This window comes from Mycoplasma phocoenae (genome assembly GCF_012934855.1).
GTDB classification, from domain to species: Bacteria; Bacillota_I; Bacilli_A; order Mycoplasmatales; family Metamycoplasmataceae; genus Metamycoplasma; species Metamycoplasma phocoenae.
Window position 1 is genome coordinate 257183 of sequence record NZ_CP051481.1, and the last position, 23189, is coordinate 280371.

Consider the following 23189-nt stretch of genomic DNA (forward strand, 5'->3'; position numbering starts at 1 on the left):
AATATGCCAAAAAATCAAAATAAAGTATCGACACTAAAAGTTATTTTATTTATATTAACTTGTACGTTCATAGGATTTGGTGGCGGTAATGCCTTATTGCCCATAATTAAAAAATATGCAGTCAATAAATATGGATGAATTACTGAAAGAGAATTTGACGATGCAGTCATAGCTGCTAATTTATTTCCAGGACCAACATCAGTAAAAACATTATCATATGTTTCAATGAAAACACTCGGTAGTTTTAAAGGCGCAGTAGTTGCTATATTAGCCTTTTTACCGCATACCGTTATATCATTATTAATCTTTGTTTTATTACAAAAATATGCACAAAATTACTTATATGTTATAACTGCCGCAGTATTGCCAGTTATTATTGGTGTTTTACTGAATTTTGGTTATAACTATGTAAAAAAATCACATAACGAAATAAGCTACAAAATATGAATACCTTTATTCATTTTTTCGTTTTCATTTTACTTATTAGTTCCTTCTCCATATAATGTTCCCGTTATTCCAATCATAATAACTTTAATCGGTATTGTAATTTTTGTATGTATTAAAAACAAAAAAATAATCGCAACTACTTCAAAAGACTCAAAAGAAGGTAAGGAATAATGACTTTATTAATATTTATGAGTGTATTGTTAGTATTTATGAGTACATTCATTGTTTTTGGTGGTGGTCAAATATTCATACCTGTGTTTTCATGAATTTTTACATTATTATCTGAAAATTTTGGGGCACACATAGATTCTGAAATAGCTGAAAAAGCATTCGCTGTTATGAATGCCACACCGGGTATCTTTGGAACGAAAGTTGCATTATTCACAGGTTATTTAATAAGCAATGATGCTACCCAAGAAGGTCAATGATGAGGTTTCATCACAATGATTATTACATACCTGTGTGCTGTTATACCTTCAATACTTATAATGCATCTTGCAATGAAGTTATGTGCGAAAAATAAAAACAACGTATATTTTATAGCGATAAATAAATATATGAAACCAGTCATGTCAGCAATTGTAATCGGTTTAGCCATTCAATTATTTATTGGCACATTATTACCGTACGTTACCTTCAATAAAAGCGATTCATACTTTTTGATAAATACCGAAAACGTCAAATCTAAAGTATTTTCTGAATGAAGATTGTACGCTTTATACGCTTTTGTGCCGATGGTAATTATTGCAACAATTGTTGCTCAAAGAAAAAAAATTCCGCTACTTTATACTATTTTAATTGCTATTGTTTTAGCTTTAGTAATTTTTCAACCATGATCAATTTAAGGGGTAAATATGTCTAAAATAACAACTTTAGAATACAAAAACGCTTTGTTTTATTTAACTAATTCAACCGGTATTGCAAAAATAGCGATAAAAAAATCATATTCGCAATCTTATTCAAAACATGTTTTAGCTAAAACCTGTGCCTTATTCAGTCCTTTAGGACAAATAATTTCCAAAACTGATGATGTCTTCGCGATGATAAAATCAAATGGTGCTATCAAGAGTTTAATATTAAATGTAGATACGAAGGGTAATGTAAAAACTTCCATATCCAATAACAATGTTCATTGAGATGGAAATTTAAATGAAGCATTAACTCAATACGCATTTGATCAAGGTTATTTAAGAATAAGAATTAGTGGAATTAAAAATTGAGACAGCGACAATCCATTATTATATGGAAATCTAGTTTCTGACTTAGCTCATTTTTTTAAACAATCTCAACAAATAGACTCAGCTGTAGAAGCCAAAATTTTATTTGACGAAAAAGAAGATTTAAAAGAATCTTCAAGTTTAATAATTACTATGTTACCCGGTGCTAGTGAAGAAGATTATACATTTATTGAGCGAATGATAAAAGAGCATCCATATTATGAATTAGGACATCGAAAATATTTAAATAAATTAAAAAAAATGGGAGCAATCATTTTAAGCGAAAAAGAATTAAAATGAAAATGTTCATGTTCGATGGCCAAATTAAAAAAATCTTTAAAAATGTTATCAAAACAAGAAAAGCAACAAATAATTGCTTCGCATAATAAACTAGAAGTTTCTTGCAGCTTCTGCAATCGTACATATAAAGAGTTGTAATAAATTAATTGCTAAATGGCAATTTTTTCTTTTTCTTTTTTATATATAAAGAAGATGACATAAAATATTTTTTTGACAAATTTGGCACTATTTTGACAAGAGTGCCAAATAATGTGCTATCATATGAATATCTAAAAAATATTTAAAAACGATTTTTAAGAAAAAAAGGAGTAAAAAATGGCTAAAGAAATAATATTAGGAATTGACTTAGGAACAACAAACTCTGTAGTTTCTATAATTGAAAACAAACAACCTAAAGTATTAGAAGCACCATCGGGAAAAAGAACCACACCATCAGTAGTAAGTTTTAAAAACAATGAAACAATCGTTGGAGAAGTAGCGAAACGTCAATTAGAAACAAATCCAGACGCAGTAGCTTCTGTAAAACGTTTGATGGGGACATCAGAAACAGTGCACGTAAATAATAAGGATTACAAACCAGAAGAAATTAGTGCTTTAATACTTTCTTACATGAAAGAATACGCAGAAAAGAAAATTGGTCACAGCGTTAAAAAGGCAGTTATTACTGTTCCAGCATATTTTGATAATGCTCAACGTGAAGCGACAAAAAACGCAGGAAAAATCGCAGGCTTAGATGTTGTACGTATTATTAATGAACCTACTGCAGCAGCATTAGCTTTCGGATTAGATAAAGATCAATCAAAATCACAAAAAGTATTAGTATTTGATTTAGGTGGTGGAACATTCGACGTTTCAATTTTAGAAATGGAAGAAGGAACATTCGACGTTTTATCAACATCAGGAGATAACAATTTAGGTGGAGACGACTGAGATCACAAGATTGTTGATTGAATGGTTTCTGAAATTGAAAAAGAACACAAATACAACCCTACAAAAGATAAAATGGCAATGGCTCGTTTAAAAGAAGAATCTGAAAAAGCTAAAATCGCTTTATCAAATTCATCAGTTGCGTCAATCTCATTACCTTTCTTAGCAGTTACTGAAGAAGGTCCAATTAACGTTGAATTAGAATTAAAACGTTCAGAATTCGAATTAATGACTCAAGATTTACTTGAAAGAGTTAAAAAACCAATTTTAGATGCTTTAAAAGAAGCTAACATAGAAGCGAGTGAACTAGATGAAATTTTATTAGTTGGTGGATCAACAAGAATGCCAGCAGTTCAAGAATTAGTTGAAAAAGTAGTAGGTAAAAAACCGAACCATTCAATTAACCCTGATGAAGTTGTATCAATAGGAGCAGCTATTCAAGGTGGAATACTAGCGGGAGATATTGATGACATTTTATTACTTGATGTAACACCATTGACATTAGGTATTGAAACAGAAGGTGGAATCGCAACTCCTTTAATACCAAGAAATTCAACAATACCAGTTACAAAAACTCAAGTATTTTCAACAGCAGTTGATAATCAACCAGCTGTATCAATAGTAGTTGTTCAAGGTGAACGTCAAATGGCTTATGACAATAAAATTTTAGGGCAATTCACATTGGAGGGTATTGAACCAGCCCCACGTGGTGTTCCTCAAATTGAAATAAGTTTTTCAATAGACGTTAACGGAATTACAAAAGTAACAGCTAAAGATAAAAAAACAAATAAAGAGCACACAATAACAATTGAAAACACATCTCAATTAACTGAAGATGAAGTAAATAAAATGGTTAAAGAAGCCGAAGAAAACCGTGAAGCAGATAAGAAAAAACGTGAAGAAATTGAAACACAAGTTCGTTCAGAAAGCTTTATTAATCAATTAGAAAAACAATACAATGACACAAAAGATAAATTAACTGAAGATCAAAAAACAAAAATGGAAGCTGAAATCAAAGAATTAAAAGATTTATTAGCTGCTAAAAAATTCGATGAATTAAAACAAAAAATCGATGCATTCGAAGCTCAAGCGAAAGCATTCCAAGAACAAATGCAACAAGCAGGAGTTAAACCAGAAGATTTAGAAAACATGATGAAAAATCAAAATCCAACTGACGAAAAAGATAAAGACATTAACTAAAATATATTTAACTGATAACAAAACATTCACATATTAAGTGTGAATGTTTTTTTTAACAAAAGTATTAAAAAACCCAGGATTTAGTTCCCAGATTTTTTAAAATTAAATGTGTTTATGTTTTGCAACATGTATTTTTCTAATTCCTCTTGATTATTAAATTTTGTCTTAATATCTTTCACCTCTCCGGTGATTTGACCATTATTGATGAAAATTATTCGATCGCATAAGCTAAAAACTTCGTTTGCATCATGACTAACTAAAATAAGAGAAGTTTCGAACTGATTTAGATAAACTAGTAATAGTTCTTTAACGAGACTTTTTGTTTGAATATCCAGACCGGCAGTAAACTCGTCTAATATTAAAACTTTGGGATTGTAAATTAATGAAAAAAATAAATTAATTCTTTGTTTTTGTCCACCGCTCAGTGAACCATACGTAATATTCATTAAAGAATCAATATTCAATATGTTTTTTAATTGCTCGGTAAATTCTTCATTAATGAATGATTTGGCATATTTTACTAATTCTTTATATATACGTGACACTTTGTATTTTTTTATAAATTTATTTTCTTGAAACTGTATTGCAATACATTCGTAAGGACTGTTTTTATATTCAAATGAGTATTCAATATTACCTGAAGTTTTGCTTTTATAACCTGCTATTATTTCTACTAATGTAGTTTTTCCGGAACCATTAGGGCCAATTATTGCCAATCTATCATTTTTGTATATTTGCAATGAGAAATCTTTCAGTATGTGAGCTGGTATTTGTCAAGGAAATTTGCGATATTTTTTATTTAGATTTTTAATGGTAATTCAATTATTTTTAAGCATATTGCTCCATTCTTGTTTTATATAAAACTATTAATGAGATATTAATCGTTGCATTTACAATAAAAGGAATAAATCATACAAATGTATATTCAAAAAATGGCAATACATGTGTTAATGATGTTATTATAGTGTGAGAATTAATGGTATATGCCGGCAATATAACTGCTGCAATATATAACATAGAACTGATTATACTTTTTGACTGTTCAGTCTTGGAATAAAGCATAACTAGGTTTGTTATTAATGTAAGCATAAAACTAGCTAAAATAGTTAAAGCTATCGAAATTCATAAAAAAGCTTTTGAATTGTTTTTTATGATATGTTTTAACAATTCAAATAATGTAATAGCTCATACATAAAAACTAATTGTAAATAATATTCCAACATGTGAGATGACTAATGATTCTTTAGTTTTTAGATCAATTCCAAAACGCAATATTATTTCAATCATCATGCCTAAGAATAACACAAAAGCAAATCCAATCAAATAAGAAAATAAATTGTTGTGCCTTAAAATAACGCCGTTACCATTTAATAATCGAATTTTTGTAAAGTAATGTGAGTATTTTAACTCGTAAGATATTGAAGCTGCCATTAAAGCAAATAATAATGATATAAATATAAAAAATGAATTAAATTTTGAAGACAGTATTGAAATGTTTTCATAAACATATTTGTATATATAAGTGTTTTCATTTGTCTTATCGTTATTGTGGCTGTAATTAATAAATCCAAAAACAAGGATTAAAATAACACTTAGAACACAAAATGTAATAAACATGTTTTTATGTTTTTTAATAAAAATTTTTCAAAACATTGATGTATTTGTTTTTAGTTGTTTTTTTTCCATGTTAGATCCTTTGTTACAATGTTGTAAAATAATTACAAATATTATATAAAATTTATTTACATTAAAGGAGCAAATCATGAATAATAACAATGAATTAATAAAACCTATAATTTTTACTGACATGGACGGCACATTATATGGATCTGACTTTAAAGTTATGAAACAAACAAAGTCTGATATCGAATTCGCTTTATCTATAAACGAAGAAAATTTCATTAGCAGTGATTTTAATTTATGCACCGGTAATCCAATTACTGAAAGAACCATTAATATAGCAAATGAATTAAAAGCGAAATATATTATTGGTTCTACAGGTGCACAAATTTACGATGTTGATAATAACAAAATTGTTGTACAACATTGTATTGACAACGAAACCACTCAAGAAATAATTGAATTTTCACTGAAAAATAATATTGAATTAAACTTTTTTAATGAAAAGGTGTATTATTACGCAGGATACAAAAACCAAGAAGATTTAAATTATACATTGAGTTATCATTTTGATACTGAAGAAGCAAAGGCAAAAATGGTTCAAAAATACACAAATCAAGTCATTGATAATATTGTAAAAATTGAATCATGATGTGATCCTAAATATTTTGATATTTTGGAAGATAAATTAAAAACCTTAAATGTCTCTTATGTAAAATCAAATTGTGGTTTTGAAATAATGGCTAATAACGTTAATAAAGGAACTGGCATTCAAAATGTTTTACAAATGTTTTACCCTGGACATGAATTGGAAAACGTTTTTTGTGCAGGTGATTCAAACAATGATTTAAGTATGTTTGAAATATGTGGTTATTCATACGCGATGGCAAACTCTCCTTCTTCAGTGCAAACTAAAGCTAAATATCATACATCAAGCGTCGAACAAAATGGATTAGGAGAAGCTATTATCGACTATCTATATAGATTAAATAAAACCAAAAAGAAATATTTACTACATTAAAAGTTAATTAAAGCACCTTTTTCATAATGGTGTTTTTTTGATGCCTGAGAAATCATAATAGTTATGAATCAAATCAAATTAAGTAAATTATAAAACGGCATATGTTAAAAATAAAAGTTTTTGTAGTTGAATTGTGCGTTAGTAAAGTATTAAAGGAGTTGACAATTCTAAAACTTGCCAAATGCGCAATATAAAAAAGTTAACGCATAAGCAGCCACAGGCGCAGCTGTGCACAGATCATTTTTAAAAATTTTAGATATGCTTTAAATTAACGTTTGAAGATTAATATGTTCTAAAGCTACAAACGTTGTAAATTATAATATGAAGCAGAAATGCTTAAAACCTTAACAAAGTAAACGTTTAGGCAACGCGTCATTAATTTTAAAAACCAATAAAAAATATTAAAAAAAACACCATTATTATATAAGTGTTTTTTAAAGTTTATTTAAGTTAAAAAAATGAATTTGCGCCATTTATAAAAATGTGTGCTCTATAATTATGGACTATTTTTTCAAGTTTTTATTATTTTTTTTAAAATCATATTTTGTTCTAATAAACCAATAAAAAATAAGGTAATTTTCTTTATTTTATTTTTTTATTTCTTATATACTTAAGGCATGTATTAGGTATATAAATACATAAGTTTATTTTTAAAAAAAGAAAAAAAAGAAATTTAAGGATTAAAAAAATGAAATTAAAAAAATACTCAATTTTATTCACTTTAGGAACTATAGCAACTTCCATAGTTGGTACAGGACTAGTTTCAGCTGCTTGTTCTAATGTTACAAACACAAAAGATATAACAATCAAAACAGGTAGTTATGATGATCAAATTAAAAAAGTTGCATCATCTACAATAACACTAGCAGGAGCTTGAAGAGACGCAAGATTTTTTGCGGGAGACGAAGCTGAAAATTTAGTTGTAGTTGGAGCTACAGACCCTATTTCAAATGATGGTATACAAGCTAAACCAGGTATGAAACAAGGAGATATTGATGTTTTAAGTAAAATATTCTTAGACACTATCGCGGAAGCTAATAAACAATTGAAACCAATTTCTAAATTGCAAAAACAATTGAAAAAAGCTAAAACTGAAGAAGAAAAAGCAAACTTAACTCAACAAATTGAAGAAGCTAAGAAAAAAGCTTCATTAGTTATGGAACTTAAAAACAAAACAAAACAATTATTTAATATTTATTCGCATGATGGATATACAAAATTAGGACCAAATTCAAACATTCGTTACAACCAAAACGGTGATACTAAAAAAGCTTATTCAAAAACACCAGAAGCTGGATCAGACTTTTTCAACATTAAAGAAGATGGGACATGAACACCAAAAGAAAACAAAGAAATCAAAATAATGTTCATTCCTTCTAACGATCCTAAAAACGTTACAACAGCATCATCAAAATTACAAAAATATATAAATGAAAAATACAACATTAATACAAAAATCACTGTGGCTGTTGATTATAAATCAGCTTCGCAACAATTAAAAAACAATCAAATTGATTTAGCCTTTTTACCAGTTAACTCGTGAGCAGATTTATCTGGAGATTCATTCTTTATTTTACAAGCTGGACGTTCAGTTCAAATAGTTGATCCATATAAATCATTAACAAATACTTCGGAAGCAGCAATTAATGATGAAACAATTTTAGTTAATGCAATGAATAATTACAAAAAATTTGGTAGCAAAAAACTATACATCAGTGCAGATTCATCACAAAATCCGCAATCAACAATTGAAAATCAATACGCTGCAGAATTGAAAAATGTTGTTGATTCATTAGTAACAGACAAAACTAACTCATTACCAAATGTTGGATTCTATCGTTCATACATATATGCTAAAAAAGGTACTGAAATTGAAAAAATCATTACAAAAGCATTAAAAGAACAAGGTTCTGAATGAAAACTAAATTGAGAAGATGTTAAAGAACATATTCAATATGGATATACTGACACAACATCATCTGCTTCATATACATACCCAGAAAAATGATTTAAAAAACATTTCATAGGATTTAAATCATTTAAATAAGGAATAAAATGAATAAACAACAATTAAACAAAGATTTAATTGTCACAGACTGAAATATCGACTGAAAAAACGTTGATAAAATATACCCTAATGGAAAAAAAGGATTGACGCAAGTCAATCTTTCTATTAAACAAGGCGAATTTGTGGCAATTATCGGATTATCAGGAGCAGGTAAAACCACTTTATTAAAAACTGTTAATAAAATTAATGAGATATCAGGTGGGAAATTAACTGTCGGACCTTATGATGTTTCTGAATTGAAAGGTAAAAAATTAAGACAATTTCGTTCAAAGGTGGGAATTGTTTTTCAAGGATATAATTTAATTCAAAACATTTCAGTGTTTCAAAACGTTTTAGCAGCTAAACTACCGCAAATGAATCCTATTAGAGCATTGTTAGGAATTTATAAAAAAGAAGATATCCAATTTGCTTATAAATGTTTATCAAAAGTAAACATTTTAGAGAATTCATACGATCTGGCTAAAGATCTGTCAGGAGGGCAAATGCAACGTGTTGCTCTAGCAAGAACTTTAGTACAAGAACCAAAAATAATACTAGCCGACGAGCCGGTTGGTGCTTTAGATCCAATCATGGCTAAAAGTGTAATGGATGGTTTTTTATTAGTTAACAAAATGGATAAAATAACCATATTAGCGAATTTACATCACGTAGATTTAGCATTACAATATGCTGATCGTATTATTGGTGTTAAAGAAGGGAAAATTATTTTCGATGGTACTTGAGATTCAGTAGATTTAAACGTTTTAAAAAACATTTACGGTGAAGAATTAGAGCAATTTGACGAACAACAATTTGCAGAAACAAAACGTAAAAGACAAACCATTCAAAAAGAAATTTCTGAAAGTATAGCAAATTACAAAGGTTAATATGAAAAAAATTGAGTTAACCCTTACTAAATATTGACACAATATTTTATATTTTTTCCAACCAAAATTTATTGATGTCAACGGTCAAAAAGTAATTAAAAAATTTCCATTTTTTTCAGTAATATCTTGAATAGTAAGCATAATATTATTTATTGTTTTACTGGCTAAATTAAATCCGGATTTTACAAATATTAAATTGTTTGTAAAAGATTTAAAAGAGTTTTTTAATGTCGGTGTTAATGCACAAATTGGTTCTAATTCAGACATTACACCACTCGATACTTTTGTTAAAAGTTTATCATTATTATGAAAAACGATAGTTTACTCAGTTATAGGTACAATATTTGGTATTTTAATATCAATACCAATGGCCTTATTGAGTTCGAAAAATTTTGTTAAATCACCTTTAATTTATATGCCTACTCGCGCTATTATGTCAATAATAAGGGCAGTTCCACCATTGATTATTGCTTACATATTTTACTTTGTGGTATCGCCGGGTTTAGCAGCAGCATTCGCGGTAGCAATATTTGTGGCTTCATTAATGGCAAAATGATTATATGAAGATTTAGATACTTATGATGTGAGTTCATTTTATGGTCTTCAATCTATTGGAAATAATAAAATAATTTCATTCAAAAAAGCAATATTGCCATATCTATCAAGACGTATAGTGTCATATGGTTTTTATTCATTTGAAATGGTTGTGCGTTTTGCAGCTATATTGAGTATTGTTGGTATTTCCACAATTGGTCAATTAATGGCTGATGAGTATGCTGTACCATATAATTATTCACATCTTTCAATTGTTATATGAGTACTTGTATCATTTATGATTATTATCGAATTATTCAATTGAGTGATAAAAAAATACATATTAAATCATACACCAAAACACGTCATTTTTGCAAGCGACTGTACTTATGAAGAAAAGTTAAGACAATTAAAAAAACAAAAACCCAAAACTATTTATTTAAAAACATTTATAGGTATTTTGATATTAGTTTTATTCATTGCTTCTACATTATTTATAGATTTCGAATTAGCTAATGAAGTAAAACTGAATTATTTTAAAACCTCAGTACCTAAGTTATTCAGCCCTGATTGATCATTAATTACTAACTGAAGTGAAACCGGACTATCAGATAACCCAATTTATTTAGCGTTTGAAGCACTTGCCATTTCTATAATCTCTGCAACGATCGGATTATTATTTTCATTAATTTTAGGAATATTAGCTTCAAAAAGAATATCAGGTTTTGTTCCATCATTATTCTTTAAGTTATTAATTATTGTTTTGAGAGCAGTGCCAGCTTTTACATTTGTATTGATTTTTTTAAAAATCCAACAAAATTCAATTATATGAGCCGGTACACTGGCATTGGGTATTCACTCAATTGGTATGCTTGGAAAACTAATTACTGAATCAGTAGATAAAATAGATAATCAAATATTCGATTCTTTAAATTCAGTAGGTATGACTAGATGACAAAAAATTAAAATCGGTGTATTAAAGGAAATAATGCCTCAAACGTTATCTAACTTTTTATACCGTATTGAAATAAATTTTAAATCGTCAGTAGTTATTGGTGCTGTTGGTGCTTGTCCGTTTGGACAACAAATAATAATATACTCATCTGATACAGATAACTGAAATAGGCTTTCTTCTTATTTATTGGTAACAATTGTCATATTATTAATTATTGAACAATTGTCAAACGTATTAAGAAATAAAATTTTAAATGGATATTTCTTCGATCAAAACACTTGAATCAAAAAAATGTTATTAAAGAACAAATTCATTCATTCGTTAGCCATTTCTAAAGTAAACAAATATAATTTCAGACCTGAAGAAAAACATTCAGACATTGTCATAACTCAATTTAATAAAAAAATGCTGTTACAACATTTAAACATTAATAAATTCGATGAATTAATGGAACAGGAATGACAATATAATGAATTGTTATTAAACAATAAAAATGTGCGAAAACAAATTAAAATAACTAAACAAAGCATTAAAAACGAATTAAAAACATTCAAAAAATCATATTGCAAAAAATATAATATCAATACAATGTTTAAAAAATATCAAGTGTTTAAAAAAATAGCTTATTTAAACAGACGTAATACTTCAGCAATAAATAAATTTTTCGAAGGACAAATAATACATGCTTAATAAGTTCATTTCATTTTGAGAATACATTAATAATGCTGAATATATAACCTTGTGTACTCATGTGGAACCTGACGGAGACACATTAGGTAGTGCTATTGCGCTAAAAGAATTAATTTTGTTAAATTCTAGAAAAACTAAAGAAGTTAAAATATCAGGCAATGATTATCCACGAAATTTATTATTTTTGAGTGAAGAAAAAATAGATTTTGTTAATGATGACTATTTCAATAAATCACTAAAAATAGTTGTTGACACATCGACACCCTCTCGCATTGCAGATAAACGTGTGAAGACTGAAAATTCACTTAAATTAGATCATCATCATAAAGAAGCTAAGTGATTGTTTGAAATAGGTGGGGACAATTGACCAGCAACAGGGCAATTGATTGTTCAAATGATAAAGTTGTTAAATTTAAAAGTTAACAATAAAGTATTGGAAGCCGCAGCTGTTGCAATATTATCTGATACTGAATTTTTCAGAGAAAGAAATATATCAAGCGAAACATTCGAATCATATGCATTACTTTTAGATAAAGGTTTACAACACGCTAAGCTATTAAAAAGTATGGCTTTAAATAATGATGAAAACCAATTAATATTTAATGTATGTTCCAATAAACAAGTCGAAGGAATTGTATCTTATATAATCTCACAAGAAACAATTTCTAATGACATAGTTAGACCTTTGGTTGGAAAGTTTGTTGAAATAAGCAATACCGAAGTACAACTAGCCGTTTTAAAAAGAACACAAGGAAATTATCGTTGTGAAATTCGTTCAAAAGAACTGTTTGATGTTTCCATTGTGGCAAAGCATTTTAAAGGTGGGGGACATTATAATTCCGCAGGATTTATGATTGATGATCTAGAAGAATTAAAAAATGTTATTCAATACATAAACCATTTAAAAAATTAGGAGTTAATCCTAATTTTTTCTTTTGATTTTGAATAAGTAATAATGAGATGCATAACCGATTCAAAAAATAATATTCATAAATAAAATCAATATAAATTCATTTCAAACATAACTCAATTTCAATATTGAAGCCAATGTCCCGAATTGAGCCCCGATATTTGAATATCAGTCGCCTTCAGCAAACCCCGCCACGTTATTATTTAAATGAAAAATTTTACTGAATATAATCACATAAATACCAAAACTAAAACAAATAACATAAGAAATTAAAATTTGTTTTCAATGGATCTTTTTTCAGCAAAGCAAAATTATATAATCCAAAAAATGCCATGAAAAAATGTAGTCCAAAGTATATTGAATTAGGTTTAATACCAATAGTAACGTACTCAAAAAAATTTGATCAATTTAAGTTTTTATTTTCAATAAAACCACCTATGATGGTTAGTGTACCAAAACAGAAAACAATAAAACCGAAGAAATGAATTATTCGCATTTTTCTATCGAATATCGCTATGATTGCAAATATTATCGAAAAGAAAGGACATCAATCTAGTAAAAAAACTTTACTGTATGTATAAGAGTATTTATATAATTCATAATCAGACATACCAACAGAATGTTTTATGTCCATTGTTTTTAAATTTTTAAGATCTGGCAACCATCTTATTGTCAAAAAATAAATTAAAAAAGTAACACCTATAATTAAATTGATTATTCATTTCAGATTTAATTTGTTATTTTTCAACAATCAGTCATCACTCTTATATTTGCGTCACTTGATTGAATATTTTAACAAAGGTATTGATAATAAGCATATAAAGGTTATTAATAATAATAAAAAATTAGCAGTCATAATTACCTCGACAATTCTTTTTTTTCTTTGATTTATTTAAAATAATAATAATTTGGCTTATGTTTTTGATAAAAAAACCAAAAAAAACAGGTTTTTCTTTTTTTTTGAATGCAACTAAAGTAAAATTACGTTATATTAATAACATTAATATTGAATATAAATTAAGGAGAAAAAATGACAAAAAAAAGTAAATTACTTTCAGCTGCATATACATTATCAGCAGTAACTGCATTAGCAGTACCAATGATGGCAGTATCATGTGGATCGGGAAGATTTGATCAAATCGAAGATAACAAATTGAAAATTTTTTCAGGATTTGCAAAAGACAATAAACAAGGTGAAGCATTACAAGAAGTTGTTAATGCGTACAACCAAACTCAAAAAAACAGTGAAGATTTCGTAGAAGTGGATGTTGTTCCTTCATCAAAAGGATACGATGACTCAGATTTAATAACAAAATTAAAAGCTAGAGATAAACAAGCATTATACAACATGGTTATTAACTACCCAGCAACAGCATCAACTGTCAGTCAATACCAAATGTCACTTTCATTAAACGATATTAAAAAAGACATTGACAGTGTATACTCATCAAAATTTTTACAATTAAACAACAAAATTGCAGGTAATAAAAATAACGATTTATTAGTACTACCATTAGTTCGTTCAACTGAATTAATTGCTATTAATAAACCATTATTAGGGAAATTCGTTTCTGAATTAAAAGATTTAGGAATGAAAGTAAATGAAGCATTTGCTAAAGGTTTTATTTAAGCTTACAATAAATCAGTAGACAAAAAAGCTAAATTAGATTTAATCTGAGCAGGTAAAAAAGGTGAATTTAAAGCTACTGATGCACAAAAAAAAGCTCTTAAAGAAGAATTAAAAGGATTTGAATTTAATAAAGATACTTTTACAAACTTTGAAGCTACATTAAAATTCGCAGTATTTGCTAAAAAACTATACCCAAAATCAACTGAGAACATTTTAGCTATCGATGCAATTACTAACTCTGTATATAATATGGCTTTTTCAGCAACTAACGGAAATATTGAAGCTTTATTTAAAAAAGATGAAAACAAAAAAACATCAGGTGGATTTGATTTCGATTCAATTACAACTAAAGACACAAATGAAAACAAAGTTTTAAAACAAGTTTTCGACTTATTTGAAGATGCAATCAAACATCAAGCAATATTTATTTCAGATGGTAAAGAATATGGTTCAAGTAAATTAAATTACCATAAAATAGCATTAAACATTGGTTCAACAGCAGGATTCTCACACTTAGGTAAAGACAAACCTGAAAATCTTTACACTTTCAAAGATGATAAATTGAAAGAAGAAAAAGATGGTAATACTAAATATATTATTAAATATCTAACACCAGTAATAGAGAAAGATGGTTCAATCAAATTACAATTACAAAAAGATAATGGAATTGAAACCAACAAACTTTTAGACTCTGAAAAAGGAGCAGAAAAAGAAGATTACATTATTAGTGATGATCTAGCTAAACAAAATAAATCAAAATTAAGTGATTTAAAAGGTATTCTAGTTGACAACTATAACTACGGACCTAAAAAACCTACCTCAATAATAGAAAAAGACAATAAAATTTTCATTAAAAATAAAAAAGCTGAAGTTGAATTAAAAGGGGCATTCAAATTTGGTAAATTGAAAAAGGGTAGACACACAAATGTATTCTACTTTATTCCAGAATCTCAATTAGAACTAACAATTGAAACAGAAGCAGACATTCTAAATAAAACAGAATTGCAATTATTTGCTTCACCAGCTAAATTTAACCAAGCGTCTACTCATTCAGCATTCACTCTTCAAGGAGGTTCTATTTTCGGAGTTCACGCTAACGAAAAAGAAGATAAAGGAACAATTAAATTCTTAAAATGATTAGTTAGTGCAAAAATTACTAAAGATATTAAATTCAAATTCAAAGATAAAGATGGAAAACCTAAAATTAAAGAATATAAAGCAAACAAATATACAGGTGCAGAAATAATTGCTGACTATGGATCATACATTGTTCCATTAAAATCAACAATATCATCTTCTGAAGACTCTGAATTATATGAACGTTTAAATGAAGCTAACAAAATTTTATTCGAAAGACTAAAAATATCATCTTCAGACCAAAATGTAATGGCTATAGAAGATATTTCAGCTCCTCAAGCTACAAAAATTAGAAAAGCTATTAAAACAGGGTTTAAAACTCTATTCAACAAAGCAACAGCTAATCAACCATTTACATTTGATGATTTAATTAAAACAATTGATGAAAACAAAAAATAAACTTAAATTGAATTTATTTAAAGGAGCATTAGCTGTTACGGCTTTTGCTTCTTTACCGCTTATGACGATTTCATGTAACAAATTAGATCAAAATTTAGTTAAAGAAATCAATGAGTATGATTACAATATTGGAAACAAATTAAATCAAAAGGTAGCGATTAAAGAGTTTGACGAAAACAAAAATATAATTGAAACAAAAAAAACTTATTGAAACGCGTTCGGATATATTGAGGGAACAGTTACTAGGGTTTATGATGGGGACACATTCTCATTTATGCCGGACCATCCGATGGATGAATCGGAAAAAACCAAAGGTTTAAAAGTAAGATGTAAATATATAGATACACCAGAATCTATAGGGCCACACACACCTAGCGCAACAGAATTAGAGCAATCTTATTCAGATCGTGATACAGAATTTGCTAAGTCATTAATTCTAGGTAAAAAAGTTAGAGTTATTGGTAGAAGAACTGATAGGACATATGATAGAATGACGGGAATCACGTTTTTTGGCGATAACTTTGAAAGATGTTTCGAGTTAGAAATGTTAAAAAACGGATTCACTGTTTCAACCTTATCTAAAGAAGATACTTCTGATTATCGAATTCAATATGATAGTAATGTAAAAGACACTTACATGGGTTTATTCGCAAAAGATTTTGCTTATGCTCAAAATTATGGAGTTTTGAATAAACAAAATTTTTTCAATGAATTCAATACCGCAGAGGATTTATGCAATACAGTTTATAGCGCGCATGGTAATGCATGAAATGACCATGGCTACTATAAATATTTAACTAATAGCCCATCCGCTCAAGATTCAGAAAATAATTTCATTGAGTGGTTGCTGCAAAAAGAAAGAGGAAAAAAATAATATGGATTCACAATTAAAAGTTCAACAAGAACAAATTTATAAACATTCAAAAACTAGATTCAAAAATAAAAAAACAACACCTGCTATCGAAATAAAAAACCTAGTTATCGACTTTGGTGATGCTGTTGCTGTGGATAATGTTTCATTTTCAATCGAACAAGGAGAACTAGTTACATTACTTGGCCCATCTGGTTCAGGTAAATCAACAACATTGAATGCCATTTCAGGTTTATTGAGACCAACAAGTGGGAAGATATTTTTTAATGGTATTGACGTAACTAAATATTCACCACAACAAAGAGAACTAGGGCTAGTTTTCCAAAATTATGCGCTATATCCTCACATGACTGTATTTGACAATATTGCTTTCCCATTAGCTAATGATCAACACTGAAAAGATGAAGTTATTGAAACATCTCGTAGTGCTCAACATGCTATTTACAACATTTTATTAAGTCAAGAAAACCATTCAAAATCTACATTAGATGAATTACAAAAAACATTTTATATGACCATCGATAACCCTAAAGAAGGAAAAAAATTCTTACAAGAGTTAAATTCAAGAAGAGGGGATATCAATGAAACTGCCAATAATGAGTACAACCGTTTAGCAGCTAAAAAAATTGCTGATTCAAATACATTAACTAAAAAATTAATTAACGAAACCAAAGCATTAGATGAAAACTGAAAACAATCTTCTAAATTCCTAGATTTCGCAAAAGAGTCAACTTACTTAGAAAATAAAAAAGATATTGAAAAAATACTTGAAGAAATCAATCAATTATTATCACAATTTGAAAAAGAAGCAAATAATTTAAAAATTAATACAGAAAACAATTTTGATTTAGAAACTAAAATAGCTAAAGTTAATGAAAAATTACAAGAAATTGAATTTACTAGTCATAAAGATTCAGTAATATCACATCTTTTATCAAAATACAAAAAAGCATTTGAAGCAGAATTTAAAAAAGATATAGCTATAAAAGAATTCGAAATTAAAGATAATTTACTTTTAACATACAAAAATAAAATCTCTAAATTACAAGATTCAGTTCAAAAGTTATTAATTGAATCATTCCCTAAACAAATTAATGTTGCTAAAGAATGCATAATAAGTTTAAATGCATCTAAAACATTCCAAAAAGTTTTACAAGTGTTCTATAAATTTGAGTACAAATGAGTTAATGCTAAAAACAGTGTTTGTTTAAAACATGCACAATTGTTAAACATCGCTGATACATCATTAATGAAAAAACACCCTATTAATCAACAAATTAAAGAAATTAAAAAACGTAATGTTGTAATAGAAAAAAACATTAAAAACAAATACAAAACAGAAATTTTAAAATACTTCGAACCAGTATTCAGTAAACACAATATTAGTGGTATTACATTCAGCCAAAAAATTAACAAATTAATATCTCTAATGCCATCTTCAGTTCGTTTTGAAATCAGTAAACACGAAAAAGAAATCGTTACAATACCTCAAGCTATAACTAGAGATGTTTTAGAAGTTGCTGAAAGAGTAGATATTACTAAAAACTTAATTAAAAAACCTACTCAACTTTCAGGTGGACAACAACAACGTGTAGCGATTGCGCGGGCAATTGTTAAAAAACCAAAAATATTATTACTTGATGAACCATTATCAAACTTAGATGCTAAATTACGTATCTCAACAAGAAAATGAATTAGAAACTTACAACAAGAAAGTGGTATTACAACAGTATTTGTTACTCACGATCAAGAAGAAGCTATGTCTATTTCTGATAGAGTTATCTGTATGTCAACAGCATTAGTTCAACAAGCTGGTACACCAATGGAACTATATAATAAACCAAACAATGAATTCGTTGCTAAATTCCTTGGAATGCCAGAAATGACAATTATCGAAGCTGATGTTATTGATAAATGAGTTACTGTTAATGGAACCAAATTAATAGAAGTTCCAAAATACAGACAAAAGAAAATTAAAGTTGGTTTCCGTTCAGAAACTTTATTAGAATCTTCTAAGGGATTCATTGAAGGTAAATTAAAAGTAGTTGAATACTTAGGAAAAGAAATTCAATCACAAGTTTTCTTAGAAAATATTAATGTATTAGCTAACGTTTATTTAACAGCTAAAGATTCATACAAAATTGGTGAAAAAATTAAATTGGGTGTAAAAAGCGTTGATAAATTACATTTATTTGATGCTAAAACAGGCAAAAGAGTTAACTAATGAATTGATTAAAATCCAAATTTTATAAAAAATTCAGACTTAAAAACCACTTAACCAGTTTAAGTATATTGAATAGTAAGACTCCGGGATATAAACCATTTCTATTGTTATTTCCTTCTTTACTTACTATAACAATGTTCACCATAATTCCATTCATATTAGTTATTTCAGATTCATTTAAAATAAAAACAGGATTTGTTGCGAGTGATTTTGCATTTGGAACTGAAAACTATACTGAAGTATTCAATCACATCCATTTTAGAATAGGGATGCGTAATTCAATACTATATTCAGTAGTTGCATTACCTATTTCATTGGTATTTTCATTATTAATATCAAGTGCGATAGTTCATGTTATTCGCAAATGATCACAAGGATTTTGACAAACAATATTCTTCTTACCTTATGTAACAAGCGGAATTGCCGTTTCAGTCACATTCTTTTATTTATTTGATTCACAAACCGGTATGATTAACAACTTTTTCGGAATCTCTACACCATGATTGAATAGTGGAGATACGAGCAGCTGATACCCATTTGTTGCTATACTAGCAAATGGTGTATGACACAATTTAGCATTCCAAGTTTTAATATTAACTGGAGCAATGCTATCGATTAACAAAACTTTATATAAATCAGCAAGTATTGATGGTTCATATAAATTAAACCAATTCTTTTCAATAACACTTCCATCAATTAAAAATCAATTGTCATTCTTATTTACAGTTGGAATTATTGGAGGGATTAAAGTATTCCCATTGGCATTATTCAATAATGACGCTGACTCAGCGATAAACAATGGTGGATCAACAATTATGTTGTTTCTATATAGAGCGGTTCAGCACGCTGAATTTGAAAAAGCCGGGGCCGCATCAGTACTTTTATTCTTAATCGGAGTACTAGTATCATTTACTATCAAAAAAACAGTATCAATATCATACAATTTAAGTACAACTTTAGGAGTGAAACATGTATCGAATAAAATTACTAGTCAAACAAAAGTTTCTAAAGCATTCTTTAAACTCTAAACAGTCTTTAATGACTAAACAAGTTGATACTAAATCTGTATGAAGTTCATTATTAGGATTCATGTTTAAAATGTTAGTATTGGTATTCTTTGGGTTAATAATTATTTTCCCATTCTACTACATGATTATGACATCATTAATTAGTAATGATCTATCGCTAAAAGAAGGAGAATTAATTTTATATCCTTCTAAAGTAAACGGAAAAGGATGAGAATTCCATTTCGAAAACTTTAAAAAAGCATTAGAAGAAGGTTACTTACAAGCTGTATTATTCACAGCTGCAGTAACATCATTGAGTGTTGTATGTAAAATCTTCTTCTCTATAACATTTGGTTATGCATTTAGTTTAAGAAAATGAAAATACAAAAATCTATCTTGAGCATTATTCTTATCATTACTTGTATTACCAGAAGCGGCTTTATTGGCCGGACAATATAAAGTTGTAGTTACATTAGGTTGACACGTTGGATTTTATAGATTATTATCGTTAACACTTCCATTCGTTGCTAGTGTATTCTCAGGGTATATGTTCAGAACAGCTTTCGAAGCTGTTCCGGATTCAGTAAAAGAAAGCGCCATGATAGATGGTGCTTCAGAATTAAAATTCTTTATAACCATTGCAATTCCGATGGTTAAAGGAACAATTTGAACAGTTGGTATATTAACAGCTCTAGCAGCTTGAAACAGCTTCTTATGACCATCATTAATCATAGGTCCTGGAGACAACTCGTACCCAGTTATGAATGTTTGATTATTTACAACAGGGAAAGATAACTCTTCAAGTGAAATATCTAGAGTATTCAGAAACATTAGAATGGCTGCCGCTATTTTAGCTATTGCTCCTATGTTTATTACTTACTTCTTATTCAGAGGTCGTATTATGAGAACAATATCAAGAAACAACGTGGCTTCAAAAGGATAATATATGCGTAGACTTATTGCAAAAACATTAGATTGAATTTCTAGATATAAAAAATACTTATTTATATTCATTGTTATTGTATTTGGGCTAGCCATGACAGCGGCAACCATTTACGGTCTTATTATGTTACCAATCAACTGAGATTAATCAACAACAAACAAATAAAAACAGCATTCTTAAACGAATGCTGTTTTTAAATGTTCATTATTAATTATCGTAGTCACTTAAGTTTAAGACTTCTTTTTCACAGTCTTGAATAATAAGCGGTATTAATGAAGCGTCTTTTATTTGAGCGCCAGATGCTCTGTGATGTCCACCGCCATTTCATTTTAATGCCACGTTTCTTACACACGCACCATTTGAACGAAATTCACATCTGATTTGATCTTCTTTTTCTTGGGTGAAAAAGACTCAAATTTTATTATCATCAATATTGGCTAGTGTATATGGTTTATTAGCTTTTAGTGGATCAGTTATTCCGAATTTTTTTTGAGATTCTAAATCAAAGTAAAAACTTACAACAGAATTACTAATTTTCATTTCTGAGTGAATAAATGCATCTACTTTAATATCATTATGTGATTTTCTTGACATGTTTTCAAATAAGAATTCTTTTTTAGCTCCCGAATCCCACAATTGAGAAACAAGGTTAAGTGTTCTCGAATTTGTTAAATTAGTTGTTAATCTAACGCTGTCTGTATAAATTCCTAAAAATAAATAAGTCGCAGCCATCTGGTTAACTTTTCATCCTAATGTGTAAGCAATCTCAGCTACTTGTTGTGCTGCAGCAGGAGATTCAGATTCGACTCATACTAAAGAAGCGTTTAAGTCATCATCATTAGGGTGATGATCAATTCTTATTACTTCAGTGAAATAATTATTATCTAAGTATTCTCTGCACTCAAGTCTTTCTTTAAAGTTGGCATCAACTATGATTGCTAACGAGTTTTCTAATTTTTGTTTTGGTAAATCATCGAATTTAAAATCTAAAAATGAATATACACCTCTATTATCACCAATTGTGTATACATTTTTTTCTGGCCAGTTTTCTTTAATTAATTCTTTCATACCGAATTGAGATCCCAAACAGTCTCCATCTGGTCTAATGTGGTGAAAAATAACTATATTAGAAGCGTGAATAATCTTTTGCTCAATTTGTTTAAATAATTTTAATTTTTCCTCTTTATTTAACATGTTTTTTAATTTCCTCTTTTAAATCATTAAGTATTAATTTAATTTCCTTTTTATTGTGTAATGTAGCTCCGGCGGCAACTTCATGTCCACCTCCACGTCATTTATGAGCGATGTGATTAATATGAATACCATTAGATCTAATTCTTACTCTTATTTTACCGTCTTCTTGATCAATAAAAAATACTCAAATTTTACAATCTCCGATGTTTGCTAATGCGTTAACATCATTGGCTTGATTTTCATCCAGTTTGAATTTTTTTTGAATTTTTTTTGTGACATGGAATCATAATACTTGTTCATCGCTTACAAATTTAGATAATACATAAGCTAAAAATCTAACTTTAGACTCATTTCTAATTGATAAAGGAAAATTAATATCTCATACATTAAATTTTGGTGCATTGTGTAAGTATGACACAACATCAAAAGTTCTTTTTACTACAGAAGAAAATTGAAATCTTCCGCTGTCTGTATTAATACCTAAATAGCAATACTGAGCTGCTTTTGTTGTTAATTTTCATTTTTGTTTCATTGCAATATACGCAACTTGTTCAGCTGCTGCTGAATACTCAGCATCTTCTCATGTGTAATCGTACTGTATATCTGGTTCAGTAGGGTGGTGATCAATTCTCAATGTTTTTGTAAATTTACCCTCAGTAATTAAATGAGCATCTTGAATTCTATTGCTATGGTTTGCATCCACAACAATTGCTAATGAGTTTTTAAAGTGTGTTTTAGGTATTGAATTAATATCATCATGTTTTAGATTTAAAAACGAAAACGATCCAATAGCATCACCAATAACATAAACCTTTTTATCAGGATAATTTGTTTTTATTAATTCAGCAAGACCGAATTGAGACCCTAAACAGTCTCCATCGGGTCTGATGTGATGAAAAATAAATATATTTTTCGCTTCCTCAATTGCTTCAACAGCAATTTTGTATGTATTTTTTGCCATTTTATCTCCTTAATATTTTTTTTATTTTTAAAAGTTAATTAAATTATAAACAAAACATCAAAAATACA

The 23189-nt window shown here is 28.3% G+C and carries 20 protein-coding genes and 1 pseudogene; 16 read left to right on the forward strand and 5 right to left on the reverse strand.

Features of this window, described 5'->3' with window-relative positions:
- The first annotated feature begins 3 nt into the window (after positions 1–3).
- The 4 genes from HGG69_RS01015 (at position 4) to dnaK (ending at position 4091) form a co-directional block, all read left to right on the forward strand.
- Positions 4–618 (forward strand): chromate transporter, encoded by a 615-nt coding sequence (locus HGG69_RS01015; RefSeq protein ID WP_169604956.1) that lies wholly within the window; start codon positions 4–6, stop codon positions 616–618.
- Entirely contained in the window at positions 618–1292 is a 675-nt protein-coding gene (locus tag HGG69_RS01020; RefSeq protein ID WP_169604957.1) for a chromate transporter, read from the forward strand. Before HGG69_RS01015 ends, HGG69_RS01020 begins: the two co-directional genes overlap by 1 nt.
- A gap of 9 nt (positions 1293–1301) precedes the next feature.
- Entirely contained in the window at positions 1302–2102 is an 801-nt protein-coding gene (locus tag HGG69_RS01025; RefSeq protein WP_169604958.1) for an Hsp33 family molecular chaperone HslO, read from the forward strand.
- 177 nt (positions 2103–2279) lie between these two features.
- Positions 2280–4091 (forward strand): molecular chaperone DnaK, encoded by a 1812-nt coding sequence (dnaK, locus tag HGG69_RS01030; RefSeq protein ID WP_169604959.1) that lies wholly within the window; start codon positions 2280–2282, stop codon positions 4089–4091.
- An 80-nt stretch (positions 4092–4171) separates the two neighbouring features.
- Here dnaK and HGG69_RS01035 read toward each other — a convergent pair.
- A pseudogene (locus HGG69_RS01035) lies at positions 4172–4834 on the reverse strand (ATP-binding cassette domain-containing protein); the annotation flags it as partial.
- Between the two features lie 85 nt (positions 4835–4919).
- Positions 4920–5777 carry a hypothetical protein gene (locus HGG69_RS01040; protein WP_169604961.1) on the reverse strand — a complete coding sequence of 286 codons (858 nt, stop codon included), beginning with the start codon at positions 5775–5777 and terminating at the stop codon, positions 4920–4922.
- 76 nt (positions 5778–5853) lie between these two features.
- On the opposite strand from HGG69_RS01040, the gene HGG69_RS01045 reads away from it, so the two are divergent.
- The 5 genes from HGG69_RS01045 to HGG69_RS01065 all read left to right on the forward strand — a co-directional run bounded on the left by HGG69_RS01045 (position 5854) and on the right by HGG69_RS01065 (position 12758).
- Entirely contained in the window at positions 5854–6732 is an 879-nt protein-coding gene (locus tag HGG69_RS01045) for a Cof-type HAD-IIB family hydrolase (RefSeq protein ID WP_169604962.1), read from the forward strand.
- Positions 6733–7420: 688 nt separating this feature from the next.
- The gene (locus HGG69_RS01050) at positions 7421–8779 is read left to right on the forward strand and encodes a type 2 periplasmic-binding domain-containing protein (protein ID WP_169604963.1); all 1359 of its coding nucleotides are present in this window, start codon (positions 7421–7423) and stop codon (positions 8777–8779) included.
- A gap of 8 nt (positions 8780–8787) precedes the next feature.
- Positions 8788–9666 (forward strand): phosphonate ABC transporter ATP-binding protein, encoded by an 879-nt coding sequence (gene phnC, locus HGG69_RS01055; RefSeq protein WP_169604964.1) that lies wholly within the window; start codon positions 8788–8790, stop codon positions 9664–9666.
- A gap of 1 nt (position 9667) precedes the next feature.
- Complete coding sequence (locus HGG69_RS01060) at positions 9668–11845, forward strand: PhnE/PtxC family ABC transporter permease (RefSeq protein WP_169604965.1); 2178 nt, start codon at positions 9668–9670, stop codon at positions 11843–11845.
- Positions 11838–12758 (forward strand): DHH family phosphoesterase, encoded by a 921-nt coding sequence (locus HGG69_RS01065; protein ID WP_169604966.1) that lies wholly within the window; start codon positions 11838–11840, stop codon positions 12756–12758. The genes HGG69_RS01060 and HGG69_RS01065 overlap by 8 nt, the downstream gene beginning before the upstream one ends.
- 244 nt (positions 12759–13002) lie before the next feature.
- Here the strand turns inward: HGG69_RS01065 and HGG69_RS03200 are convergent, their stop codons facing one another.
- Entirely contained in the window at positions 13003–13611 is a 609-nt protein-coding gene (locus HGG69_RS03200; RefSeq protein ID WP_169604967.1) for a DUF5378 family protein, read from the reverse strand.
- Positions 13612–13785: 174 nt separating this feature from the next.
- Between HGG69_RS03200 and HGG69_RS01075 the strand changes: the two genes are divergently transcribed.
- The 7 genes from HGG69_RS01075 to HGG69_RS01105 are packed head-to-tail and all read left to right on the forward strand — an operon-like array spanning position 13786 to position 21113.
- Positions 13786–14385: a hypothetical protein gene (locus tag HGG69_RS01075; RefSeq protein ID WP_169604968.1), complete on the forward strand. Its 600-nt coding sequence runs from the start codon at positions 13786–13788 to the stop codon at positions 14383–14385.
- A gap of 42 nt (positions 14386–14427) precedes the next feature.
- Complete coding sequence (locus tag HGG69_RS01080; RefSeq protein WP_272869883.1) at positions 14428–15921, forward strand: P68 family surface lipoprotein; 1494 nt, start codon at positions 14428–14430, stop codon at positions 15919–15921.
- Positions 15905–16795: a thermonuclease family protein gene (locus tag HGG69_RS01085; RefSeq protein ID WP_169604970.1), complete on the forward strand. Its 891-nt coding sequence runs from the start codon at positions 15905–15907 to the stop codon at positions 16793–16795. Before HGG69_RS01080 ends, HGG69_RS01085 begins: the two co-directional genes overlap by 17 nt.
- A gap of 1 nt (position 16796) precedes the next feature.
- Positions 16797–19016, forward strand: coding sequence for an ATP-binding cassette domain-containing protein (locus HGG69_RS03155; RefSeq protein WP_169604971.1), 2220 nt, complete (start codon positions 16797–16799; stop codon positions 19014–19016).
- Positions 19016–20044: a carbohydrate ABC transporter permease gene (locus HGG69_RS01095; RefSeq protein ID WP_237077117.1), complete on the forward strand. Its 1029-nt coding sequence runs from the start codon at positions 19016–19018 to the stop codon at positions 20042–20044. Before HGG69_RS03155 ends, HGG69_RS01095 begins: the two co-directional genes overlap by 1 nt.
- Positions 19986–20966 (forward strand): carbohydrate ABC transporter permease, encoded by a 981-nt coding sequence (locus tag HGG69_RS01100; protein ID WP_169604972.1) that lies wholly within the window; start codon positions 19986–19988, stop codon positions 20964–20966. Before HGG69_RS01095 ends, HGG69_RS01100 begins: the two co-directional genes overlap by 59 nt.
- Before the next feature lie 3 nt (positions 20967–20969).
- On the forward strand, positions 20970–21113 hold the full coding sequence (locus HGG69_RS01105; protein WP_169604973.1) for a hypothetical protein: 144 nt from the start codon (positions 20970–20972) through the stop codon (positions 21111–21113).
- Positions 21114–21173: 60 nt separating this feature from the next.
- On the opposite strand, the gene nrnA (HGG69_RS01110) is transcribed toward HGG69_RS01105, so the two are convergent.
- Both nrnA (HGG69_RS01110) and nrnA (HGG69_RS01115) read right to left on the reverse strand, forming a co-directional pair.
- Positions 21174–22160: a bifunctional oligoribonuclease/PAP phosphatase NrnA gene (gene nrnA / locus HGG69_RS01110; RefSeq protein WP_205852862.1), complete on the reverse strand. Its 987-nt coding sequence runs from the start codon at positions 22158–22160 to the stop codon at positions 21174–21176.
- Positions 22150–23121, reverse strand: coding sequence for a bifunctional oligoribonuclease/PAP phosphatase NrnA (gene nrnA / locus HGG69_RS01115; protein ID WP_169604974.1), 972 nt, complete (start codon positions 23119–23121; stop codon positions 22150–22152). The genes nrnA (HGG69_RS01110) and nrnA (HGG69_RS01115) overlap by 11 nt, the downstream gene beginning before the upstream one ends.
- Positions 23122–23189 lie beyond the last annotated feature (68 nt).